Consider the following 22,372-nt stretch of genomic DNA (forward strand, 5'->3'; position numbering starts at 1 on the left):
ACAATCAATTACTCGAAGTAAACGTAACTCAGAAAAGATATCTCACTCCTCCAAATCTTGACAGTCACTAGCGTTCTAGCAACCCCTTTTTTAACACCCTGGCAATCTCTCATCCCCAAAGCGGATGCAAAGGTAATGAAAAGAATTTGATTTAATTACTTCTTAATCGAAATAAATTTTAAATCTTTTTTCAGCGTTTCAAAACTTGTCTCCGTTTCATTCAAACGGGACGCAAATGTAGCAAGCTTATCTTGATCTGACCAAGCTTTTACAAAAGATTTTTTAAAGAATTTTCTAACTGATTGAAGCCCTAGTTTTTAGGCTGTCTTGGCTTCTTATATAAGGGTACCGTGCTGCACGGTTCTCCATACATTAAGCTCTTTACTTTAGGTTTTAATAACCGAGCAATTTCCACATAGGCCGATTCTGGCACTGGCAAATCACCACAACCTTTTACCACTACTGGCCTATTTTCTAATACTTCTAAATCGATCTTTGACAGAGCTTCTTTAAATAAAGCGTATTCCAATGTTTCTAAAGAGCCCATTACTATCATATGGGCAACTCCTTCTAGCTTGGTTGTTAAGAGCATATATGCCCATGTGGGCACAATAGCATCGGCCGAACAGACCAAAGCGACGTTCTTTCCAGCATAATGATTCCAGTCGTGAGACTTAACGAATTCTCTAAAATCCTTCTCCCTTAGAATCATGCCTTGAAAAAGATTATCGGCTATATCATAAACCACTCGCTCTCCTGCATGATAATGCTCTTCCAAATCGATCGAAACGATCGGACTGTTTGCTACTCTATTAACTATCTCCCCTTCCATATCTATAATAAAGGTTTAGGCACAGTTGCTCTAAATGCTTTCAAATAAAACGGCTCAAAATAGGCTACATCCTCAAAGCTTTCACTCAGGCATTTTTGATACGCCAATTGGCCAACCGCCCAAGCAGAAGGTGTAATGTCATTTATAAACCTAGCATTGGCACCCCCTTCTACTAAAGGCTCAAATTTGTTCGAGCCGCCGCCAAAGAATAACACCGTTTTTTCCCGAAGGGTTTCCAAAAAGCTTTGTTCGTCTAAAATCATCGGTGCGACTTCTTGAATTGTATTCAAATCACTATCAAATAGCGCAGTATACACCTCCATACGTCGAGCGTCCAGCATGGGTGCCAAATGAAACTTTTCTGTATTACGTGTATTCACCTCATGGGCCAAAGCTGCAAGTGTCGGAATAGCGATTAATGGTTTGTCCAGCGCATAGCATATCCCCTTTGCTGTGGATACACCTATTCTTAGACCTGTATAGGAACCGGGACCTTCTGAAACTGCTATTGCCGAAAAACTCCCTAACTCCAAACCACATTGCTTGAGCGTATCTTGTATGATTACGGTCAAAAGATTTGAATGAGATTTCTCCAAAAACAATTTCTGTGTCGCCACGACATCATTACCATCGGTTATGGCAATGGAGCAAACTGTTGTGGAAGTCTCTATACTTAAGATTAAGGCCATCGGCTTTTAAGTTTTCAGATCAGTTGAATCACCTTGTCAGCAATTACCACTAAAACAAAAAGTACAAAGATATAACTGATTAATCGATTTGATAATTTTCTACCGACAATCACCCCAAATGGAGAACCGATTATTACCCCTAAAGAAATTATCAATGCCAAGGGCCATACAATATACCCCGTACTTTGATTTGAGTATTCTATCATGGGCGTTTCGAAAATATTGTAAACTGACAATACAAATGAGGTGATGAATATTACCCCAAGGGAAATTGATTTTGCTTTATGCATGGGCATCTTGAGCCCGCTATTGAGGATAGGTATTATAACGGTACCACCTCCCAGTCCTGAGAGTGCGGAAACTGTTCCAGCGGCTGCACCAATACCACCTAGTCCTAAAAAGGAAGGTTTCTTCTCGTATTCACCTCCAATCGGCTTTCTTGACTGCATTAAAGTTCTGACTGCAATGAAAAACATAATTAATATGACTACGATGTTAAATTGATCTCGTTGATATAAAGGCGTATTGACAAAAAGTAGTAAGACCAACATGGAGCAGATGGCTCCAAAAAAACCGATAGAAATGACTTGCTTCCAGAAAAACTCTTTCCGCTTCATTAATGCAATATTCCCAGAAAGCGCGGCGAATGTTGTCCCGAAAAGAGAGTTAGCAATTGTGTACTGCACAATTTCCTCTTGAGGGAACCCCATATTCAATAATAGATAAGGAAGTACGAGGATGTACATTACCCCTCCTCCAATACCGATTAGGCCAGCCAGAAAACCACCGACAAGCCCCATAACAAAGAGGAGAAGAAAATCTTGCATAAAATGGGCTAGTTACCCTGTAGGGTATTCTGATATTGTTCAGAATCAGAAAGTATCTCAATCGCTTTGATCACGTCATTATCATTCTCGAATGAAGCTTCTAGCCTACCTTCTTCTAATAGTGTCCTTGCTACAAATTCATCCTTCAGGAATACCTTGATCTCTTCTTTGTTGCGATCTAAGTCTAGTAACAAGTCATTGGCAACAAGTTGTTCTAATGAAGCAATTTGATCCTTAACTTTTTCGTAATCCAATGCTGATTCTGCTGCTTCTTTAAATCGCTGTACTTCTTCCTGCAATTTTGAGGTGTAAATCAATTCCCTTCCCGAGACCCAAGTTTTAAAAGCCTCATACAACTCATCTGAAATCACAAAATCTTTTGCCTCTTCTGATACTTCGACAGTACCTGAATACTCATTTCCAAAACGGAAAAATAAATCTGACTGCAATAAGGAGGTTGTGATTGGTGCAATCACTCTTAATTCTGTCTTAAAATCTGGATCAACACCGCCACCGTCGAAAACGACTCGACCATTATTTGTCTGGAACGCCGTTTTTAGCGAGTCCGCAATTTTACCCACACTGCCATCTTCATTTCTATTACTATAGTCTATGGCTTGAATACATCGTCCACTCGGTGTATAGTATTTGGCAATCGTCACCTTCATTTGAGAATTATAAGAAAGCGGCATGGTACGTTGGACCAATCCTTTTCCGAACGATTTTCTACCTATCAGTATTCCTCGATCGTAGTCTTGCATTACACCAGCTACGATTTCAGAGGCAGAAGCACTGGAGCTATTCACCAGTACTGCGACAGGTATATCGGTATCCGTAGCCACATTTAAAGTCTTATAGGTGGCATTCATTTCTTTCAGTTTACCCTTGGTGGTAACAACAAGTTCTCCCTTATCAATAAATAGGTTTGAAATATTGACAGCCTCATTTAACAAACCACCGCCATTATCTCTCAGGTCTATAATGATTTTTTCTGCACCTTCTTTTTTCAAAGCCCTTAGGGCAGATTTCACTTCCCTAGACGCTTTATCTCTAAACCCGGTTAACTTAATAAGCCCCACATCTTCGCTGACCATACCGAAGTAAGGAACATTGGGCAATTCAATTTTTTCGAGTTCTACTTCAATATTCAGTGTTTCAGAGCCAGATCGGCGAACCAATAAATCAATCGTACTAGAAGATTGACCTCTTAAATATTCGCTTGCCTTATCATAGTCATTGGCGACATCTATTCCGTTGATTGAAATGATTTCATCTCCTCTTTTTAGACCTGCGCGATCGGCAGCGAAACCTTTATTTGGCATAACAACCATGACCTTTTTGTCATACTTTTCACCGATTACAGCACCAATACCTCCATACTGACCAGTGTTTTCGGTACGTACATCTTCAATCTGGTCTTCAGGGTAGTAAACTGTATAGGGATCAAGGGTAGCGAGCATTGCATCAATACCCGTTTCCATTATTGTATTGGGGTTAATATCGTCGACATAATTTGCATTCACCTCTTTATACATGGTGGCGAATATGTCTAGGTTCTTAAGTATCTCGAAGTACTTGTCGTTTTGAGGTGCGGTGAATGACCAAAGTAAGAATCCCGATACTACGATAGACTGCAAATATCTTTTCTTCATTCTTGGCTTCCTCATAAACTTAGGGGTCTTTAGATTCTACTAATTCTTTTCTCAAACGAAGAAGTGATTTCTTTAGTTTAGATTCGATAAAATCAAATGGCATCACCTCTTTTCCCGTATAAATATAACCAATCAATGCTTTTGAAGAAGTGTCGGCATCTGGATCAAGGGAATGTTTATTCAGGCGGTAGGCTTCTTTGATGAGCCGTTTGATTTTATTTCTAGTCACAGCCTTTTTAAATTTCTTCTTAGAAACAGAAACAAGTACTTGATTAGACGTTAAATCTTCCTTGGGCAGGAAGATAATTTTGAAAGGGTATAAATAAAAAGAGGAGCCTTCGTTAAAAAGCTCCTGTATTAATTTTTTGCTATGTAGTCTTTCCGACTTAGGGAAAGTGAATTTCAAATTGTCTGTAGTTAACGCTGACACGAGGTTTAATTTAGCAAAACCTCAGCAGGACAGAATTACTTACCGTGATTTCTTTCGTCAGAAACAGTAAGCTTGTGTCTTCCTTTAGCTCTACGTCTCGCGATCACGCTTCTACCGTTAGCAGACTCCATTCTAGATCTGAAACCGTGCTTATTTTTTCTTTTTCTCTGCGAAGGTTGAAATGTTCTCTTCATGGTATTTTTATCTTTCTCTCAAAAAGGAATGCAAAGATAAGTACCTTTTTCATTTTTACCAACGTGAGTGCAAAATTGTTTAGCTTTATTCTTTATCACTAAAACTACATGATCTACAACATTTCGTTTAGTAAGCCTACCACCCATTTTCTAACCTTTGAGGTTGTTATAGACTCTGCCAAAGCAAATTTACTAATACAACTTCCTAACTGGCGACCGGGGCGTTATCAAATTCAAAATTTTGCCAAAAGAATTAAAAATATGGCAGCCTTTGATGCGAACGGAAGTCCAATTGCGATAAGCAAGGAGGATAAAAGTTCTTGGCGCCTGAGCAACGAGGCAGGCGATGTGACTATTTCTTATGACTATTTCGCCTTTGCTATGGATGCAGGCAACTCTTGGCTTGACGATGAACAGGTTTATCTCAACTTCATTAATTGCTGTATTTACGATCCTGAACGGTTAAATGATCCATGCGAAGTAAGGCTAACCCTACCCGAGTCATATAAAATCGCATCTGGACTAATGTCTATCAGTGAAAACACACTTTACTCCCCTAGTTTTTATCAATTAGTAGATAGTCCTCTTTTTGCCAGTGCTACTTTGAGGCAGGTTAATTACACAAGCAATAATTCTCATTTCCACTTATGGATACAAGGGGAACATCCAAAATCGGATGAGGAGCTAATTTCGGATTTTAAGGCTTTCACTGATTTACAAATCGAGGTGATGGGTGAATTTCCTTGTCCTGAATACCACTTCCTTTTTCAGTGCCTCCCGTATAAACACTATCATGGAGTAGAGCATTGGAACTCAACTGTTATAACGATCGGACCCGCGGCTGCGCTATCGGAAAGAAGTCTTTATAAAGAATTTCTAGGTGTTAGCTCACATGAACTCTTTCATACTTGGAATGTAATTCGACTTCGCCCCGAAGAAATGACTCCATATGATTTTCAAAATGAAAATTATCATACCACTGGTTTTGTCACAGAAGGTGTCACTACTTACTACGGAGATTTATTTCTAGCTAGATCGGGCGTTTTCAGCTTAAGCGAATATCTAGGTGAACTGAACAAATTACTGAAGCGGCATTACGAAAATGAGGGCAGAAATACCTACTCCGTCGCTGAATCTTCTTTTGATCTTTGGCTCAACGGTTATGAAAAAGGGATTCCCGGTAGAAAAGTGTCCATCTACAATGAAGGTGCGCTGGCCGCCACGATCTTAGACCTGCTGATTCGAGATAAGTTTGATAATCAAAAATCTTTGGATGATGTAATGCACCTCATGTGGCGACGGCATGGCAAAACCTTTAGTGGTTACAGTTTCGATGATTACAAGGTGGCAGCTGAAGAAGTTTTTGAAGCATCATTAGATACTTACTTCATGGAAATTGTTTGTGGCACTTCACCTTATGAAACCTATCTGAATAAGCTTTTACCAAAATTTGGATTGTCTTTTGAAATCCATCAATCCGAACAAATTGAAGAAAGGTATTTTGGATTTCGACTAAGCGAAAATACAATTATTGATATCGCATCTGGATCTCTTGCCGAGGGCTTACTCAGTATTGGCGATAAAATTCAATCTATTAACGGAAGCGAAAGTACAGATGTGCCGAATCAACCTGAACTTACATTGATCATCAATCGATTCGGTAGAGAAATGCACATTCAATTGCAAAGGGATATCCATGAATACTTTAGTATTTATCAAGTAAAGGAAATTGAAAGGATGGATACCTCTCAACGGGAGAGAATGAAAGGATGGCTTGAGGCATGCATTCAATAAAAAAGGCTCCGAGTTTTCGGAGCCTTTTTTATGCATGATTGAAAATTCTTATTTGTTAAATACAGAAGTATCTAAATCGCCATTTACGACAACTTCGTCTGAAATGAACTCAAGTGTAACAGGTAATTGACCACCTGATTGAGCAAATTTATAAGGAATCATGATGCCATTTACCTCACGGTAATCCGAAAGATCAATTGTGCCAGATGGCCCTAATTCTATCCTTACTTTTAATCCCGACGCTACGTCATAGTACTCATTTACAGTAATGCTGCCCAAGTTAATTTCAATTCGATGTGCTTCTTTGCTATCGATTTTTGAAGTTCCCTTATATGCCAGTTTAAAACCAACCTCTTCATAGAATCTTTCTCCAAAAAGGGTTCCTTGATATTTCATCAATTCCTTAAATGGACCAGGAGGCGATTGCGTTTGCCCACCTGCCTTAAGAAAGGCATCACCTGCATTATAAACTTGATATACTTCTCCTTGGCCAGGAATCACTTGTACATCTGCAAATTTATCTGGCCCCTGTTGGTAAACAGTCCTTGTTAGGGTAAAGCTTTGGCCAGCCATATTTAGTGAGGCAGTACTTTTATTCACAACGGATTTCACGCCATCTACGGCTGCTTTACCTCCAATTGCTTCTATGTATTTATCCAGAATTGATCGAGGAGAAATATCAGCGATTACTTTCTTGGTCGGGTCCTGAACTGGGTTTCCTTCGGAATCGTAGAACTTTACTTCACCAAAAGCTTTCAACTTCTCAGCGATTTCCTCCGCTTTACCAACTACAACCACATTTGCTTTATCTGGTCTAACGATCTTTTTAGCCACTCTTTGAATGTCTGAAAGTGTAACCGCTTCGAGTCTTTTCAGGTAAGTAGCGAAATAGTCTTCAGGCAGGTTATTGATTTCAGTACTCAAGGCAAATTGCGCTGCAGTACCTCTATTTTCTAATGAACGCCCAAAAGAACCTCTGATAGCACTTTTAGCAGCATCTAGTTCTTCCTGAGTAACTTGCTCGTTACCAATACGCTCCAATTCATACATAAACTGGACTAAAGCACTGTCCGTAACCTCATTTCTGACACTTGCGGACGCGTAAAAACTTGAACTGTAACGGCTGCTTCCAACATCTGAGTAAGCACCATAAGTATAACCTTTGTCCTCTCTTAAATTCATGAAAAGTCTTGCCGACCCTCCTCCTCCTAGGATGTTATTCATTAACGAAACAGCCAAGATATCATCGTTACCAGGTTTGTTATCTACAGGATAAGTGATATTAATTACTGACTGAACTGAAGAAGGCCTATCAACCACAGATATAACAGTCTTTTCGATCGGCTTAGGCGCAGTGAACTCTTCTTTTTCAACATCACCTTTTTTCCAATCGCCAAAGTATTTCTTAGCAAGTTTTTGAGCATCTTTTTTGTTGATATCTCCCACAATGACTAAGTAGGCTATGTTCGGCTTAAAGTATCTTGCATAGTGACTTTTGAGATCTTCGATGGTAATATTCTTAACAGTCTCTTCAGTCACAATCTCGCCATATGGATGATCCTTACCATAGTTCAGTATTCCACCTAGCTGGCTTGCAATTGTATTCGGATCTTCCGTCGATTGCTTTAAACCAGTCAAGGTCTGCTCTACCGCTCTTTCGAACTCATCCTCTGGAAATGATGGGTTGTATAGAATATCTGTCATGATTTTCAATACACCCTCTTTGTACTTGGATAAGGAGAACGCTGACATAGAAGTGGCACCGGCATTTACTGATGCCCCCATAAAGTCTATTTCTTCGTTCAGCTGATCTTTAGTTTTGGTTTTCGTTCCGGCACTCATGACCTGTCCGAAAATCCCGGCATAACCTCCTTTATCACCCTCTGTAATAGGTCCAGTGATAAAAGATAAGTTCCAGCTTAGTGTCGGAAGTTTGTGGTTCTCAGCGACAATTACAGTCAACCCGTTCTTTAGCGTAAACTTCTCATAATCTCCAATCTTCAGCTCTTTTGCTGGTGCTGGTTCAGGAAGTTTAGTTCTATCTATTTGTGCAGTGGCATTAAAAGTGATTAGCACCAATGCAAGTATCAATATCTTTTTCATTAGTTATTCCCTCCTTCCTTTTTGATTTTAGCATCTCCTGGCTTCTCTTGCTCTGATTTTGGTCTGAAAGTCAGAACGACCTTATTTTCAGGCACAAAATATTTATTAGCAACTCTCAGTAAATCCTCTCGGGTTACTTTTCTATATCGCTCAATTTCTGTATTGATTAAGCCAGCATCACCGAAATAAACCTTGTAGTTCGCCATGTTTTCAGCGATTGACCTTCCTGATGAGAAGTTCGATATGAAATTATTCTCGATTCGATTTTTAAGCTTTTGAAACTCTCTTTCTGGAATAAGCCCAGCTTTAACCTCCTCTATAATATTATCCATCTCGTCGGACAGATCGCTCACTTCATAACCTTGATTGGGTAATGCAAAATTGATAAACAGCCCACCATCTTCTAAAGGTAGTGGCAATACTTGAAAGCCAAGTGCCATTCTTTTCTCGTCGACAAGTACTTTTTGAAAACGCGAACTCTGTCCACCTGATAGTAACTGAGTTACTACTTGCAAAGCATAATAGTCTTCAGTGCCCTGAGGTGGCATTCTATAACCTTGAACCACAGCAGGTACTTGGATATTGTCAAAGATGGTCTCTTCGATAGTTCCATCAAGTTTTGGCGCTACAATTTTAGGTCTAGAAATAGTTTTAGTACCCCTTTTTATTTCACTAAAATAATCTTTGATCAATTTTTTAGTGGTAGGAATATCTATGTCTCCTGCGATCGTTAATGTCGCATTATTCGGCACATAAAACGTCTCATAGAAATCAACAAAATCTTGGTCTGTAGCAGCATCAATATCTTCGAAACTACCAATTGGTGCCCACTCGTAATTTGTACCTCGGTATGCATTTTTTAGCATGTTTATCAGTAAGGTACCATACGGTTGATTATCGACACTCTGTCTTTTTTCCTCTTTCACTACCTCTTTTTGGGTAGCAATACCTGTAGAATCAATTTTAGCATGGAGCATTCTCTCGGACTCCATATAAATACCTAATTCTAACTGATTAGACGGAAGCGTTTGAAAATAGTAGGTTCTGTCTGGTGAAGTATTAGCATTAAATTGCCCGCCGGCAGCTTCAATAATTTTGAAATACTCTCCTCTTCCAATGTTCGGTGAGCCCTCAAACATTAAATGCTCAAAGAAGTGAGCAAATCCTGTACGACCTTCTGGCTCATTCTTTGAACCTACGTGATATAAAACTCCTACTGTAACAATAGGCGTGGAATTGTCTTGGTGAAGTAGTACACTCAGTCCATTGTCTAGAGTATACTCTTCATACTCAATGTTCTGTGCTTGTATCGAAAATGATATCAGGCATAACATTAGTAGAAAACTAATTTTCTTGATCATTTGATATATAGTATGTTTAAAATTCGGCTCGAAAATAATGGTGCAACAAGTTTCATAAACGTTTAAAATGGTCAACGGAACAACTTGCTGATATAAGGGCTGTCACCATTCTGTCATTTCAATTCATGTAATATGGCCTGAACTTCATGCCACTTTAATCGTGGTCCATATTGAGAAACCACTTTCGAGCTTGCCAAGCTTGCCAACTTACCCGCAGAAGCGTACGTCATGCCATTTGTAATTCCGTAAAGAAATGCTCCGGCAAACATATCTCCAGCACCATTAGTATCAACTGCTTTTACAGCGTATGGTTCAATATCTATAAAAGTATCTCCATCCCATATCATGGCTCCATTACTTCCTAGGGTGATACAGAACCTTTTCACTTCACTTTTCAGCGCCTCTCTAGCCTCACCAAGGCTATCCTTACCTGTGAAAGACATAGCCTCGTCTTCATTGCAAAAAAGCAAGTCAACAGATGCACCAATTACCTCTACAAACTTCTCCTTAAAGAACTGAACAATCGAAGGGTCTGAAAGTGTAATCGCTACTTTGACATTGTTGTCTTCGGCAATCTTTTTAGCCACTTTCATAGCCTCAACGCCTGATTCAGATGTCGTAAGATATCCTTCGAGGTAGATGTATTCAGAATCTTTAATCGAAGCTTCATCGATCTCTTTTGTCGATAAATCTGATGTCGCTCCTAAGAATGTATTCATTGTTCTGTCTGCATCGGAGGTGATCATCACAAGGCATTTCCCAGTTACTCCTGCATCTCTTTGAGCATTGTCCAAATTAGTATCAACCCCTGCATCATTCATGTCTTTTAGGTAGAAATCACCATACTCGTCGTTGGCAACCTTACATGAATAGAATGACTTACCACCAAATTGGCTGATCGCGATAATTGAGTTGGCTGCAGAACCGCCCGATTTCCTGTTCAGATCGTCATGCTCAATCGCACCGATCAATCGGAATTGCGTATCCTCATCTACCAAAGTCATTAGGCCTTTCTGGACTTTATGATCATATAAAAACTGATCGCTTACTTTAAACTCAAGGTCTACCAAGGCATTACCAATGCCATATACATTATACTTCTTGCTCATATTTTCTAGGAATTATAAAATCGGTGCTCTTTGAAACTCTTTGGTTTCATCAAATAACTTCCGATAAGTGATATGTGTTTTCAATACTTTTCCACCAATCTGCTCTACTACACGGATCATTTTTGGGTTAAAATCTCCAATCCAATTCATCTCAATATCGGTATACTGAAAGCCCTTTTTCCAGGCTAGGTTCTTTACATAAGAAACTACTAGTCCACCCTCTACCCCTTTTCGTTGGTGATCGGGTGTTACACCAAATACTATCCCGAGTCCTTTATTACAGGCACCCGTCTTTAACAGATATAGGAATTTGAGTTTGCTAAAGAGGTTCCACTTTCCATTTAGGTGCTTATAAATCTGATTTAACTCTGGAATTGAGATAAAAAAGGCCACAGGTTCACCTTTATAAAAGGCAAACCAGACCAACCTTACATCGGCAATTGGCTTTAGTTTGGTAAAAGTTGACTTCGCCTGCTGTTCGGTCATTGGTTTTACTCCGCTATGACCAGCCCAAGCCTTATTGTATACTTGGCGAAAGTACTCATGGGCTATTTTAAACTCTTTTTTGGTAATGTGCCGAAATTCGTAATCGGGATTATTTAGTGTATCCTGAGCTTTCTCATAAAATCTTGGTGTGAAATCTACTTCGCTACCCATTGGGCGCTGATAAGTAAATTGCTTGAAATACTCTTTAAACCCGTAGGCTTCGAACAGCTCTTGGTAATATGGAAAGTTGTAGGGCATTTGATAGTTTGGTTCATAAAAACCATCTACCAATAGTCCCCACCAGTTGTTTCTGTCCCCAAAGTTTATCGGACCATCAACTGCTTCCATTCCTTTTTCTTCCAACCATGCCTTGCAAGTATCGAAAAGCATGAATGCGGCTTCTTGATCATTGACACATTCAAAGAAACCCATGCCGCCTGTAGGTTGATCATAACTTTGAGACGTCTTGTGATTGATAAAAGCTGCGACTCTACCGATAGACTTATCATCGTCATTTTTCAAAATCCAGCGAATAGCCTCTCCGTTTTTAAAGTTCTTGTTCTTCACAGGATCAAAGACTGCCTGAATATCTTTATCTAAAGGGCGTATCCAGTTCTTCTCCGTGGCATATAGCTTTACAGCTACTTGAAGAAACTCTTTTTCGGTGTATTTATCTTTAACTTGGAGAACGCGCATCAGCAAATTGGAAAGCCAAAAATAAAGACTTCTCCACAACTATAAAATCTGATTCGGATTAATGAAGCGAATGTACTTGGATCATAGGCCTTTGGCTCGATCAGGGTAATCTGTTATTAGACCATCAACCCCCATCGCCACAAGACGCTTCATTACTGCCAATGTGTTTACCGTCCATGGTACTACTTTCATACCCTTCTGATGACACAATTCAACGGCTTTCTTACTGAGTAGGCGATAATTGGGACTGTAAATGTCGGGAATGAACCCTAAAGCCTTCAAGTTTGACTCTACGCCCTTAGTGTTTTCAATTAAGGCAACCAAAGTAATATCGGGATAAGCTTCATGCCAATGATTAAGTACTCTAAAATCAAAACTTTGAATTGTAAACCGATCTTTCGGCAACATTCCTGTGGTTAGGGCATAGACCAGCTGGGAAAACTCACCTACACCAGGATGAAACTCATTATCTCCCTTTTCTGAGCTTTTGATTTCGATATTATAGCTAAGCTTCGGTAGGTTATGATCAGTCAAGTATTTTTCTACCGTATTGATCAGGTCTTTCAATAATGGTTTGCCTACTGACATTTTCTGTTGTTCTGGAAATCGGCGATTACCTCTGGATCCACAATCAAATCTTGCGACTTGCTCATAAGTCATTTGATATATATTCAAGCTTTTGCTTTCAGCCGATGCGACAGCAGTACCGTCTGGTTTACTGCAAATACCCGAAGACATATAAGGCTCATGAGAAACAACCACCTGTTTATCTTTTGTAATCACTACATCCAGTTCAAGTGTCGATACGCCCTCTTCTATTGCTCTGATAAAGGCAGGAATAGTATTTTCTGGCAATAGTCCTCTGGCACCCCTATGCCCTTGAATGTCGAGCGTTTGTGCCTGGGTTAAACTCCCGAAAAAGATTAGGCAGGTTATATAAAAGAGTCTCTTCATAACAGCGCAAGTTAAGGAAAATGTATTCCTGTGATAGATAATCAATTGTCTCCAAAGAGGACAACAGGCTTATCAAGTAGCTCGCCATTAACACCTCTCATTTCTAATGCTACTATGGGGTTAGGTTTACTCCAATCTATCTTTATAACCCCAAAACTCTTCTCTGTAATCAATTTACTTACCCTATGGGTATTAGATTCCGTGCTAGAACTATAACTATGTGTCATCCCGCTCGATGTAAAATCATAAAACCTACCATAACCTGGTACGTCTAGCTGAGCAATTTCAGAAATATGCCGATCGCCACTCAGGAAGAATGCGTTTTTTGGTTGCGTTTTTACTAAAAGATCGAGTAGACGTTGGCGCTCCTTAGGGAAGTTATCCCATTTCTCGAATGGATGTTGATCTGCTATAAACTGAATGCCAGATGCCAGTATATGAATCGCCGCATCACTATTGGTTAATTCATTTTCTAACCATTGCCATTGTTCTTCGCCCAAAACGGTACCCTCTAAATTCTTGACATATATCCTATCTTTTTTATCAAGGTTGCCTCTGAAGTAACGAGCATCAAGAAGCAGAATTTTCACTTTTTTATTTCCCGATCCGTAGGTATAAGATTGATAACCACCTTTTCTTTCCCAAGCTGGACTTTGTTTTGGTACATCCAAAAAGTCAAACATTAAGTCTCTACTGGCTACTTTTTGTGAAAATTCCTGACCAGCATCGTTTTTACCATAATCGTGATCGTCCCAAATACCGATCACGGGAACTTGCTTTAAGAGTTCTCGATAGGCAGAATTATTCTTTTGTTTATCATATTTGGCTTTGATAACGTCCATATCTTCTGAATCCCCATAGATGTTATCCCCCAACCAAATCCACAAATCTGGATTTGTCTTTAACACTTCAGGCCAAATTACCTGTGGGGCTTCCTGCCTGTTACAAGACCCTATGGCAATGTTTTGGAGCACGACCTGACTGTTGATGTCTTGCGCCGAGGCAAGTGCAAATATTGAGCAAAGTGAATAACCAATAAGTAAGAATCTACGCATCATTAGAATTTGGTGTAAGGTATCACCGTTATGTGAATCGTTGATTAATTCATTATTATTGTTCTGCCAAGAAACAACCGGCTTTTACACTTTAAGATAAGCGCTTCTTATGAAAAGATTATTGACTTTAGCACTAATGCTCACTCCTTTATTAGCTTTTAGCCAAGCTAAATGGAATAGCAAGTTTGAACAGATGGACAACATGCTTCCTACACCAAACTCTTATCGCACGGGTTCTGGTGAAGCTGGTCCTGACTATTGGCAACAGAAAGCTGATTACAAGATAAAAGTGGAACTGGATGATGAAAACCAAAAGATCACTGGTTCTGAAACGATCACTTACTACAATAACTCTCCTACCACGCTCAGATATCTCTGGATTCAATTAGATCAGAATGTTCGGCAACCCGAAAACTTAGGCACAAAAGTAAACGGTGCTAGACTGCCGTCAACTATTACTCAACTAGGAACAAGACAGGCTCAAGGGGCACTTGGCGACACTGGATTTGACGGTGGTTTTAAGTTGATGTCAGTAAAAGATACTCAAGGAAAAGACTTGAGATATTTGGTGAATAATACGATGATGAAAATCACCCTACCAACCCCTTTAAAGTCTGGAGAGTCTTATAGCTTTAATATAGACTGGTGGTACAACATCAACGACCGCGCTCAACTAGGTGGACGATCGGGATACGAGTATTTTAAAGAAGATGGAAACTACCTCTATACGATCGCTCAGTTTTACCCAAGAATGGCGGTTTACGATGACTTTAATGGGTGGCAGAATAAGCAATTCATCGGCTCTGGTGAGTTTGCATTAACTTTTGGTGACTTTGAAGTAGAAATTACGGCACCTTCCGATCACATCGTAGCGTCGACGGGTGAACTTCAAAATCCAAAAGATGTCCTCACTAAACAGGAACAAAATCGATTCAAACGTGCTAAAAAGTCTTTCGATAAACCTGTAATCATCGTTAGCCAAGCGGAAGCTGAGGCCAAAGAAAAAACGAAAGCAAATGGTAAATCAACTTGGGTTTATCATGCAAAAAATGTCCGTGACTTTGCTTTTGCTTCCTCTCGAAAGTTCATCTGGGATGCTCAGGCCGTGAAAATCGGAGACAATACGCCTCTGGCTATGTCTTACTACCCGAAGGAAGGGAATCCGCTTTGGGAAAGAGAATCTACAAAAGCGGTGGTCAATACGTTGATCAATTTTTCTGAAATGACAATCGACTACCCTTATCCAGTAGCAATTTCAGTGCATGCAGCAAGTATTGGTATGGAGTACCCTATGATCTGCTTTAATTTTGGCAGACCGAGACCTGACGGTACCTATGATGATTTTATTAAAACCAGAATGGTTTATGTAATTGTGCATGAGGTTGGACACAATTACTTTCCAATGATTATAAACTCTGACGAACGTCAGTGGGCGTGGATGGACGAAGGCTTGGATTCTTTCCTTGAATATTTAACAATGAAAAAATACTATCCAGAACTACCATATAGCTCTAATTCGCCTGCCTCAATTGTTCCATACATGAAAGGCAGTAAAGATTTTATGCGCCCGATAATGACGAGTCCAGAGCAGTCACTTCAATTGGGTTATGAGGCGTACAATAAACCTGCCGCGGCATTAGTGGTTTTACGTGAGCAAGTTATGGGTCCAGAATTATTCGATGAAGCTTTTCGCGAATACGCAAAAAGGTGGGCTTTTAAGCACCCGAAACCTGCTGACTTTTTCCGGACTATGGAAGATGCATCAGCCGTAGATTTAGATTGGTTCTGGAAAGGTTGGTTTTATTCCACTGACAACGTAGATGTAGAAGTGGCCGATGTGCAATGGTTTAAAGTGGCAGGAGAATCACAGGGTTTGGAGACACAAGTTCAAGCTGAAAGCGGTAACCTTGGAGAAAACTCAGGTTCCGATAGCAACCCATTCTTTGGTAAGCCACAAGAATTCAAGTTAACCGATAGCAGAGTGGGTAGTGAATACCGAAGCGAGGTGGATAATGAGGCAATCAGAGAGCGATTCGCTGGTAAAAATGTTTATCAAATTACCTTTAAAAATAAAGGAGGCTTGATTACACCTTTAGTATTAGAGTGGACTTTTAAAGATGGTAGCAAAGAAATAGAAAGAATTCCTGCTGAAATCTGGCGAAGAAATGAGAATCAAGTGACTAAGCTATTTGTAAAAGAAAAAGAAGTTGAAAAAGTTCTATTTGATCCTTTTCAGGAGCTGTCAGATGTTGATATTGAGAATAATACCTTCCCGAATAAAACGGCTTCTAAGTTCGATAACTTCAAAAAGGGAAATGACTAGTCAATCTTAAAATATAGAATTAAAGCCTTGTCAAAATTGACGAGGCTTTTTTTATGGTTTACCGTTCATAAAAATCGATTAACACAAACAAAGTGATGGCGTTAAGTAAGCAGTTACTGATTTATTTTGGAGGAAAAACATTTAACTGTTCAAGCGCAACCAGCTTACAAACTGGCCATTCCACTTTTTTTACTGACCAGTATACCCTACTTCATTACGTTAGCCTATGAATTCGTAGTGAGCGATAAGCCAGATAAAACGTTCGCATGGTTTGGCGCATTTTACCTCAGTCTTGGTGCTATCTATTTGGTGATAAAGCTAATGTTAAGGAAAAAAAATTCTGAATTGTAAAGAGTCGGGATGACAGGATTTGAACCTGCGACCACTCGCCCCCCAGACGAGTACGCTACCGGACTGCGCCACATCCCGATAAAAGAAATGCGCCAAAAGGCGCATTAAGCGTGGGACATACTGGATTCGAACCAGTGACCTCTGCCCTGTCAAGGCAGCGCTCTAAACCAACTGAGCTAATACCCCATAAAATCAGCAAACATTGCTGATGCAATTATAAGTAATTCTTCAATCCCAGCCTCCCGATTGAGGTGAATAAATTTTGCTTCCACCTTTTCAAAATCAAGCGGTCACAAAGACAATAGCTCATTAAATTTACATTTACACATAAAATATTTGGACTTCAGAATTTATATTATTTACATTTATATATAAATTAAATCGTATGAAGGGAACTTTTCTAGGCGAGTTTGAAGAAGTAGTGCTATTGGCTACCTGTGTTTTAAAGGAGGAAGCCTACGCCAATATGGTGAGAAAAAAGGTTGAAGAGCACACCAAACGCAGTATTAACCTTAGTGCTATTCACTCAGCGCTTTATAGAATGGAAAAGAAAGGGTTTCTCCACTCAGAATTTGGGGAAGCTTCGAAAAAACGAGGTGGGAAACGCAAACGTATATTTGTTCCAACTCCTTCTGCTATGCAAGCATTGGATCAGATTAAACAGATTCGTGCCTCTTTTTGGGATATTATGCCAGCCATATCAGACGATGGAAACGCATGAATAATCCACCAAAGTTACCGGCTAAAATCTTAAGATTCTTTTGTGCAGATCACCGCATAGAGGAACTGGAAGGTGACTTGTACGAAGAATACACTGAAAATCTAGCAGCACATGGTCATAAAAAAGCGGCTAGAATATATACATGGACAATTGCCAAATCATTTAGGCATTACTTGTTCGATTATCATCCCAATAGTTATAAACTCTCTTATCACAACATGATGTTCAAACACTACTTGAAAACTGCCTTCCGAGGCATGAAAAACAGTAAATCTATTACTGCAATTAATCTTTTCGGCTTATCGGTCGGCATCGCAATCAGTCTGTTAATTACCTTGTTTGTAGCAGATCAGTACCTGATGGACGATTTCATCCCAGATAAAGATCGGATCGTAAGAATAGAACGGTTTAGTGAGACTTCTATAAGTCAGGCATTCGATGCTGGAATGCACCCTGGCTATGGGCCAGTTTTACTTGACATATCTCCTCAAATCGAGTCTTTTACTCGTCTAGCCAAATATAATATCACGATTAGATTAGAAGATGAGGACGGTTTAACCTTGGTCAAAGAACCATTTCTCTTTGCAGACTCTACCTTTTTTGAAATTTTCCCTTTTGAATTAGTCAAAGGAAACCCAAAAACCGCGCTAAGCGACAAGAAAAACATATTGCTAACCGAAAGTATGGCGGAAAAATACTTCGGTAGTGAAGACCCAATCGGAAAAACAATAAATGCTCCATTTCGAGGTAGAAGTTTTTTTCAGGTTGCTGGCATTATCAAAGACCTTCCTGATAACTCTAGTATGCAGTTCGGTTTTCTCGCACCTGCGACGGATAGTTATAGCCTGAATAGCCAAGGTTTCTCCCCTTGGCTACTCATTTTAAAGCTAGCTCCAAATACCAATAAACCTGATTTATTGGCACAAATAGAACGTGAGATACCAAAATTGACTAGTAATGAATATCATCATCGGTTTAGTTATAACTTCACCAATTTTGCTGACATAAAATACAATACGGTGACCACAGACAATGTCTTCGCTGTTATGAATAAAAACATCATCGAGCTATTCATCATCGTTGCTGCCCTTATTTTACTTTTAGCCTCTATCAATTATGTAAATCTTACGGCAGCCAGAGCATTACAACGCGGGCAAGAAGCTGGAATCAGGAAGGTAATTGGTGCTGGTCGAGGTAGCTTTAAGTCTCAGTTCTTAACGGAATCTTTAATCTTATGGTGGCTATCTCTTCCCCTTGCTATTATTATTGTACAAGCTCTATTACCAACATTTGAGCAAATAATCGATAAACCGGTTTATTTCGAATATCTCCAAAGTGCATCTTTTTTATTGGCTATTTTCGGCATTATAACCCTCCTTGGGCTCTTCTCTGGCCTTTACCCTGCTTTTATCATTTCAAGATTTAAATTCACCGATTTTTTGAAGGGAAAACTTAGCGGTACCCACAAAGGTGGCTGGTTTAGAAAAGGACTGGTCGTACTTCAATTTACTATTTCAGTTATCCTTGTCATTGCTACTTTCGTAGTGCAAAGGCAAATCTCCTATATGCAGGAGAGAACCATGTCTTTTCAAGGTGATCAAATCATCGTAACAGACATTGGTTTTACAGATCAATTTACGCCTTATAAAAACGCACTTGAACAAATCCCTTCAATCTCTAATGTCAGTTTAACCTCAAGTCCTCCGGGTGGAGAAGTAGCGGCAGGGCGCTCGTTCAGTAAGACTTTTGATGCCACAATTACCATTCATGAGATTGATGAAAACTACATATCACTTCTTGACTTAGAAATGGTCAGTGGCCAAGCCTTTAGTGTTGATACCAAGGACACTAATGCTGATGGCATCATCATCAACGAGACCCTGGCAAAACTGATAGAAACTAAAAACCCATTAAATTCACAAACCCCATTAAATGAAACTTACCCCGAACTAGGGGGTTCAATTAGGGGGATTGTTAAGGATTTTCATATTGAGTCACCACATGTGAGTATCAAGCCCATGGTATTTAATTATAGCGAACAAACTGGTAATCAGATTGCTAGATCTATGATTAAAATCAACAGCGAAAATATTTCCGAGACGCTTGCCAACATCGAGGCAACATGGAAAAAGTTTATACCCAATTCGGTACTCTCTTTTCGTTTTTTAGATGCGCGCTTTGAGCAACTCTACACTACAGAAGTCAAATTAGGTCGAGTATTTGGTGTTTTGACCACTGTGGCAATTTTAATTTCTTGCCTAGGATTATATGGTCTCATCACCTATCTGGCCGAAGCTAAATTTCAGGAGATTGGTATTAGAAAAGTATTGGGCGCTTCATCTAAGCAAATTATCTGGTTGCTCACCAAACAAGTTCAGTCACTAGTCCTTATCGCCTGTATTTTGGCCATACCGATCGCCTATTATGGAATTAGTGAATGGCTAACAGGCTTTGCTTACCGAACGACTATATCAATACCTCTAATCGCAACTTGTGCTATTATTGCTTTGATGATTTCTGGTTTAACCGTCTTATTCAAGTCGGTGAAGGCAGCTAATGGAAATCCCGTCAATGCGCTAAGAAACGAGTAAGAATTTCAACTTGACAATAAAAAAGCCTGTATCCATTTTGGACACAGGCTTTTTTACTTTCTAGGTTCTCTTGTTAAATATTGTAGAGCTTTTTGTAGTATTCATCAGCCATTCTTGAGGCTTTAAAATACTCATCCACGTCGTCCATACTCTGATAATTCATGGCAACCCATTCATCTTGCTTTTGATAGTACATTGGTACGATCTCATCTTCCAAAATTCTCATCATATGATCCGCATCGTGCTGATCTTGTTCACCCTCTGATAAACTAGTATCCACTTCAGGAATTACGAAACCATTTTTACCATGCTCGCCGAACTCTAGAATCCAACCATCATTTGTCGAAAAGTTCAGTGAGCCATTCATAGCCGCAGTCATACCAGAAGTACCCGATGCTTCTAATGGAATTCTCGGGTTATTCAGCCAGACATCAGATCCTTTTTTCATTAATGCAGAAAGCCCCAACTCATAACCAGTCAGAATTGTAGCATTGTGATACTTTCTTGTAAAATGCACAAGCCAATTGAAAGTACTAACAGCACCGTGATCTAATGGATATGGCTTACCCGCCCATATGATTTGTACAGGATAATCTTTATTGTTTAAAAGCCTTTCAAAACGTTCCACATCTCTAGCAATAAGATCGGCTCGCTTGTACCCTGCAAATCGTCTCGCCCAGACAATTGTTAATACATTTGGATCTAATATTTTACCAGTTTGGTCAGATACGAAGTCAAAAAACTCTTGTTTTAAGTCCTTCTTTCTCTTTATAAATTTCTTATCGTCTTTCTTCGCGTGTGCTTTTTCAAGCTCTTTATCTGTCCAATAAGCCTTGTTTTGCGCATTGGTGATCGGAATAATATCGCAAATACCGTCAAACCCACCCCACATATCTTTGGAAACCTCACAGTGTTTCTTCGAAACAGCATTAGAGATTTTTGACATTCTAAGAGCTGCCAAAGTGTGGTTGAACATACCATTTTCAAAGCCAACCATATCTTCTACCTCTCGAACAGAAAAACCGTTAAAGAAGCCCATTTTATGAAGCATAATAGGATCATTAACCTCGTTACCCGCTTTAACGGGTGTATGGGTTGTAAATACAACTTGATCTTTTACCTTTTCGATATCACCGAGCTTCTCCATTAACCTAAAAGCGGCAGGCAAAGCATGTGCTTCATTGAAATGATACTGATCTACCTTATGACCTATAGCTTCCAATAATTTAGCCCCTCCAATACCCAATAGAATGTATTGAGCTATTCTTGTAGAGACATTATTATCGTACAGTTTATGTGTAATAGTCTGTGCTAAGTAATCATTCTCAGGGTGATCTGTCGACAAAAGGAAAATCGGCGCAGTTCCGAAAACCTTTGGTGCCAAATAAAAGACCTTCACTTTAACCGGATGTTCATTGACATGGACTTCAAGTTCAATACCCGTGTCTTCCAAGAAATTGTAATGTCTTTCTTGCCAAAGGGCATCTAATTCATTGTTGTGTTTTCTCACCTGATCGTAATAGCCATATTTCCATAGCATACCTATACCAATCATATTTTGCTTTAGGTCAAAAGCACTTCGCATGTGGGACCCCGCCAAAAAACCAAGTCCTCCTGAATATATTTTTAATGGTTGGTCAATGGCAAATTCCATTGAAAAGTAGGCTACAGGTTTCTCATAGCCTTTACCAAATTTATAGGGATGTTTAAATTTCATTATGTCGATTTTAAGCCTGCCAAATGTAAAAGATTGCGAAACGTTGAGCGTTGCTATGCCCTAAAAGTTTAATGCAAACGTTTGACCATGAAAGCTTAAACTTATAATAAAAATAGGCGCTCATCAGCTTGAATCATTGAATTCCAATTACCATCTCGCCATTCAAATACAATTATTTGTTGTTCACATTAAATATATTCCGTCCATTACAGAAGAAAAAATTGGATTATAGAACGTTATTGATTTTATTTGAAGAGCCTAAACATCATAAATCGGTCTAACTCTCTAGTTCTCCGGCAGTTCTGCTATGGTTGGCAATTGAGAGATAAAGTTGGACGCGCACTTTTTCCGATTCACCTTATCATTATCCCAAATCGGGAACCCCTGTCTTTCTAAGGGAACAATTATCATATCATACTTACGCTGAAGGAGCTTAAAAGCACTTGGTTCAGGTTTTGTACCTGCTAAACAAACTAACTAACAACAC

General features: G+C 39.5%; 18 protein-coding genes and 2 tRNA genes. 5 read left to right on the plus strand and 15 right to left on the minus strand.

Going from position 1 to position 22,372, the window contains the following annotated elements; translation table 11 throughout:
• Positions 1-310: 310 nt before the first annotated feature.
• The 6 genes from BFP71_RS00475 to rpmH are packed head-to-tail and all read right to left on the minus strand — an operon-like array spanning position 311 to position 4,624.
• Entirely contained in the window at positions 311-832 is a 522-nt protein-coding gene (locus BFP71_RS00475; RefSeq protein ID WP_176723291.1) for a DUF2480 family protein, read from the minus strand.
• 2 nt (positions 833-834) lie between these two features.
• A complete protein-coding gene (tsaB, locus tag BFP71_RS00480; RefSeq protein ID WP_069833503.1) occupies positions 835-1,521 on the minus strand; it encodes a tRNA (adenosine(37)-N6)-threonylcarbamoyltransferase complex dimerization subunit type 1 TsaB in 687 nt (228 codons plus the stop codon).
• 14 nt (positions 1,522-1,535) lie between these two features.
• Positions 1,536-2,348, minus strand: a complete 813-nt coding sequence (locus tag BFP71_RS00485) for a sulfite exporter TauE/SafE family protein (protein ID WP_088124807.1) — start codon at positions 2,346-2,348, stop codon at positions 1,536-1,538.
• 8 nt (positions 2,349-2,356) lie between these two features.
• Complete coding sequence (locus BFP71_RS00490; protein ID WP_069834512.1) at positions 2,357-4,000, minus strand: S41 family peptidase; 1,644 nt, start codon at positions 3,998-4,000, stop codon at positions 2,357-2,359.
• A gap of 19 nt (positions 4,001-4,019) precedes the next feature.
• A complete protein-coding gene (gene rnpA, locus BFP71_RS00495; RefSeq protein WP_245701798.1) occupies positions 4,020-4,430 on the minus strand; it encodes a ribonuclease P protein component in 411 nt (136 codons plus the stop codon).
• Between the two features lie 35 nt (positions 4,431-4,465).
• Positions 4,466-4,624 (minus strand): 50S ribosomal protein L34, encoded by a 159-nt coding sequence (gene rpmH / locus BFP71_RS00500; protein WP_069833505.1) that lies wholly within the window; start codon positions 4,622-4,624, stop codon positions 4,466-4,468.
• A gap of 108 nt (positions 4,625-4,732) precedes the next feature.
• On the opposite strand from rpmH, the gene BFP71_RS00505 reads away from it, so the two are divergent.
• Positions 4,733-6,418 carry a M61 family metallopeptidase gene (locus BFP71_RS00505; RefSeq protein WP_069833506.1) on the plus strand — a complete coding sequence of 562 codons (1,686 nt, stop codon included), beginning with the start codon at positions 4,733-4,735 and terminating at the stop codon, positions 6,416-6,418.
• Between the two features lie 48 nt (positions 6,419-6,466).
• Here the strand turns inward: BFP71_RS00505 and BFP71_RS00510 are convergent, their stop codons facing one another.
• From BFP71_RS00510 to BFP71_RS00535, 6 genes are all read right to left on the minus strand, one after another.
• A complete protein-coding gene (locus BFP71_RS00510; protein WP_069833507.1) occupies positions 6,467-8,521 on the minus strand; it encodes a M16 family metallopeptidase in 2,055 nt (684 codons plus the stop codon).
• On the minus strand, positions 8,521-9,882 hold the full coding sequence (locus BFP71_RS00515; RefSeq protein WP_069833508.1) for a M16 family metallopeptidase: 1,362 nt from the start codon (positions 9,880-9,882) through the stop codon (positions 8,521-8,523). Before BFP71_RS00515 ends, BFP71_RS00510 begins: the two co-directional genes overlap by 1 nt.
• Before the next feature lie 113 nt (positions 9,883-9,995).
• Entirely contained in the window at positions 9,996-10,991 is a 996-nt protein-coding gene (locus BFP71_RS00520; protein ID WP_069833509.1) for an adenosine kinase, read from the minus strand.
• Between the two features lie 12 nt (positions 10,992-11,003).
• A complete protein-coding gene (locus BFP71_RS00525) occupies positions 11,004-12,173 on the minus strand; it encodes a hypothetical protein (RefSeq protein WP_069833510.1) in 1,170 nt (389 codons plus the stop codon).
• An 81-nt stretch (positions 12,174-12,254) separates the two neighbouring features.
• Positions 12,255-13,127, minus strand: a complete 873-nt coding sequence (locus tag BFP71_RS00530) for a glycerophosphodiester phosphodiesterase family protein (RefSeq protein WP_088124810.1) — start codon at positions 13,125-13,127, stop codon at positions 12,255-12,257.
• A 41-nt stretch (positions 13,128-13,168) separates the two neighbouring features.
• Positions 13,169-14,185 carry an alkaline phosphatase D family protein gene (locus tag BFP71_RS00535; RefSeq protein ID WP_222843456.1) on the minus strand — a complete coding sequence of 339 codons (1,017 nt, stop codon included), beginning with the start codon at positions 14,183-14,185 and terminating at the stop codon, positions 13,169-13,171.
• Positions 14,186-14,291: 106 nt separating this feature from the next.
• Here BFP71_RS00535 and BFP71_RS00540 point away from each other — a divergent pair, with 106 nt between their 5' ends.
• Both BFP71_RS00540 and BFP71_RS00545 read left to right on the plus strand, forming a co-directional pair.
• Complete coding sequence (locus tag BFP71_RS00540; RefSeq protein ID WP_069833511.1) at positions 14,292-16,505, plus strand: M1 family metallopeptidase; 2,214 nt, start codon at positions 14,292-14,294, stop codon at positions 16,503-16,505.
• Between the two features lie 126 nt (positions 16,506-16,631).
• The gene (locus BFP71_RS00545) at positions 16,632-16,856 is read left to right on the plus strand and encodes a hypothetical protein (protein ID WP_069833512.1); all 225 of its coding nucleotides are present in this window, start codon (positions 16,632-16,634) and stop codon (positions 16,854-16,856) included.
• Positions 16,857-16,860: 4 nt separating this feature from the next.
• Here BFP71_RS00545 and BFP71_RS00550 read toward each other — a convergent pair.
• Positions 16,861-16,934, minus strand: a tRNA-Pro gene (locus tag BFP71_RS00550).
• 33 nt (positions 16,935-16,967) lie between these two features.
• Positions 16,968-17,042: transfer RNA gene (locus tag BFP71_RS00555), tRNA-Val, on the minus strand.
• A 199-nt stretch (positions 17,043-17,241) separates the two neighbouring features.
• On the opposite strand from BFP71_RS00555, the gene BFP71_RS00560 reads away from it, so the two are divergent.
• Both BFP71_RS00560 and BFP71_RS00565 read left to right on the plus strand, forming a co-directional pair.
• The gene (locus BFP71_RS00560; protein ID WP_069833513.1) at positions 17,242-17,577 is read left to right on the plus strand and encodes a PadR family transcriptional regulator; all 336 of its coding nucleotides are present in this window, start codon (positions 17,242-17,244) and stop codon (positions 17,575-17,577) included.
• Entirely contained in the window at positions 17,574-20,168 is a 2,595-nt protein-coding gene (locus BFP71_RS00565; protein WP_069833514.1) for an ABC transporter permease, read from the plus strand. The genes BFP71_RS00560 and BFP71_RS00565 overlap by 4 nt, the downstream gene beginning before the upstream one ends.
• 73 nt (positions 20,169-20,241) lie before the next feature.
• Here BFP71_RS00565 and glgP read toward each other — a convergent pair whose 3' ends face one another.
• On the minus strand, positions 20,242-21,885 hold the full coding sequence (glgP, locus tag BFP71_RS00570) for an alpha-glucan family phosphorylase (protein WP_069833515.1): 1,644 nt from the start codon (positions 21,883-21,885) through the stop codon (positions 20,242-20,244).
• Between the last annotated feature and the right edge of the window lie 487 nt (positions 21,886-22,372).

The sequence above is a fragment of the Roseivirga misakiensis genome (genome assembly GCF_001747105.1).
Classification (GTDB): Bacteria; Bacteroidota; Bacteroidia; order Cytophagales; family Cyclobacteriaceae; genus Roseivirga; species Roseivirga misakiensis.

What these genes read in the sequence shown, in the direction of transcription:
- BFP71_RS00565 (WP_069833514.1), top strand. Translation starts at nt 17,574, where the DNA reads ATGAATAATCCACCAAAGTTACCGGCTAAAATCTTAAGATTCTTTTGT.
- BFP71_RS00560 (WP_069833513.1), top strand. Translation starts at nt 17,242, where the DNA reads ATGAAGGGAACTTTTCTAGGCGAGTTTGAAGAAGTAGTGCTATTGGCT.
- BFP71_RS00535 (WP_222843456.1), bottom strand. Translation starts at nt 14,185, where the DNA reads ATGATGCGTAGATTCTTACTTATTGGTTATTCACTTTGCTCAATATTT.
- BFP71_RS00510 (WP_069833507.1), bottom strand. Translation starts at nt 8,521, where the DNA reads ATGAAAAAGATATTGATACTTGCATTGGTGCTAATCACTTTTAATGCC.
- BFP71_RS00515 (WP_069833508.1), bottom strand. Translation starts at nt 9,882, where the DNA reads ATGATCAAGAAAATTAGTTTTCTACTAATGTTATGCCTGATATCATTT.
- BFP71_RS00485 (WP_088124807.1), bottom strand. Translation starts at nt 2,348, where the DNA reads ATGCAAGATTTTCTTCTCCTCTTTGTTATGGGGCTTGTCGGTGGTTTT.
- rpmH (WP_069833505.1), bottom strand. Translation starts at nt 4,624, where the DNA reads ATGAAGAGAACATTTCAACCTTCGCAGAGAAAAAGAAAAAATAAGCAC.
- BFP71_RS00475 (WP_176723291.1), bottom strand. Translation starts at nt 832, where the DNA reads ATGGAAGGGGAGATAGTTAATAGAGTAGCAAACAGTCCGATCGTTTCG.
- glgP (WP_069833515.1), bottom strand. Translation starts at nt 21,885, where the DNA reads ATGAAATTTAAACATCCCTATAAATTTGGTAAAGGCTATGAGAAACCT.
- tsaB (WP_069833503.1), bottom strand. Translation starts at nt 1,521, where the DNA reads ATGGCCTTAATCTTAAGTATAGAGACTTCCACAACAGTTTGCTCCATT.
- BFP71_RS00530 (WP_088124810.1), bottom strand. Translation starts at nt 13,127, where the DNA reads ATGAAGAGACTCTTTTATATAACCTGCCTAATCTTTTTCGGGAGTTTA.
- BFP71_RS00525 (WP_069833510.1), bottom strand. Translation starts at nt 12,173, where the DNA reads ATGCGCGTTCTCCAAGTTAAAGATAAATACACCGAAAAAGAGTTTCTT.
- BFP71_RS00505 (WP_069833506.1), top strand. Translation starts at nt 4,733, where the DNA reads ATGATCTACAACATTTCGTTTAGTAAGCCTACCACCCATTTTCTAACC.
- BFP71_RS00490 (WP_069834512.1), bottom strand. Translation starts at nt 4,000, where the DNA reads ATGAAGAAAAGATATTTGCAGTCTATCGTAGTATCGGGATTCTTACTT.
- BFP71_RS00540 (WP_069833511.1), top strand. Translation starts at nt 14,292, where the DNA reads ATGAAAAGATTATTGACTTTAGCACTAATGCTCACTCCTTTATTAGCT.
- BFP71_RS00520 (WP_069833509.1), bottom strand. Translation starts at nt 10,991, where the DNA reads ATGAGCAAGAAGTATAATGTATATGGCATTGGTAATGCCTTGGTAGAC.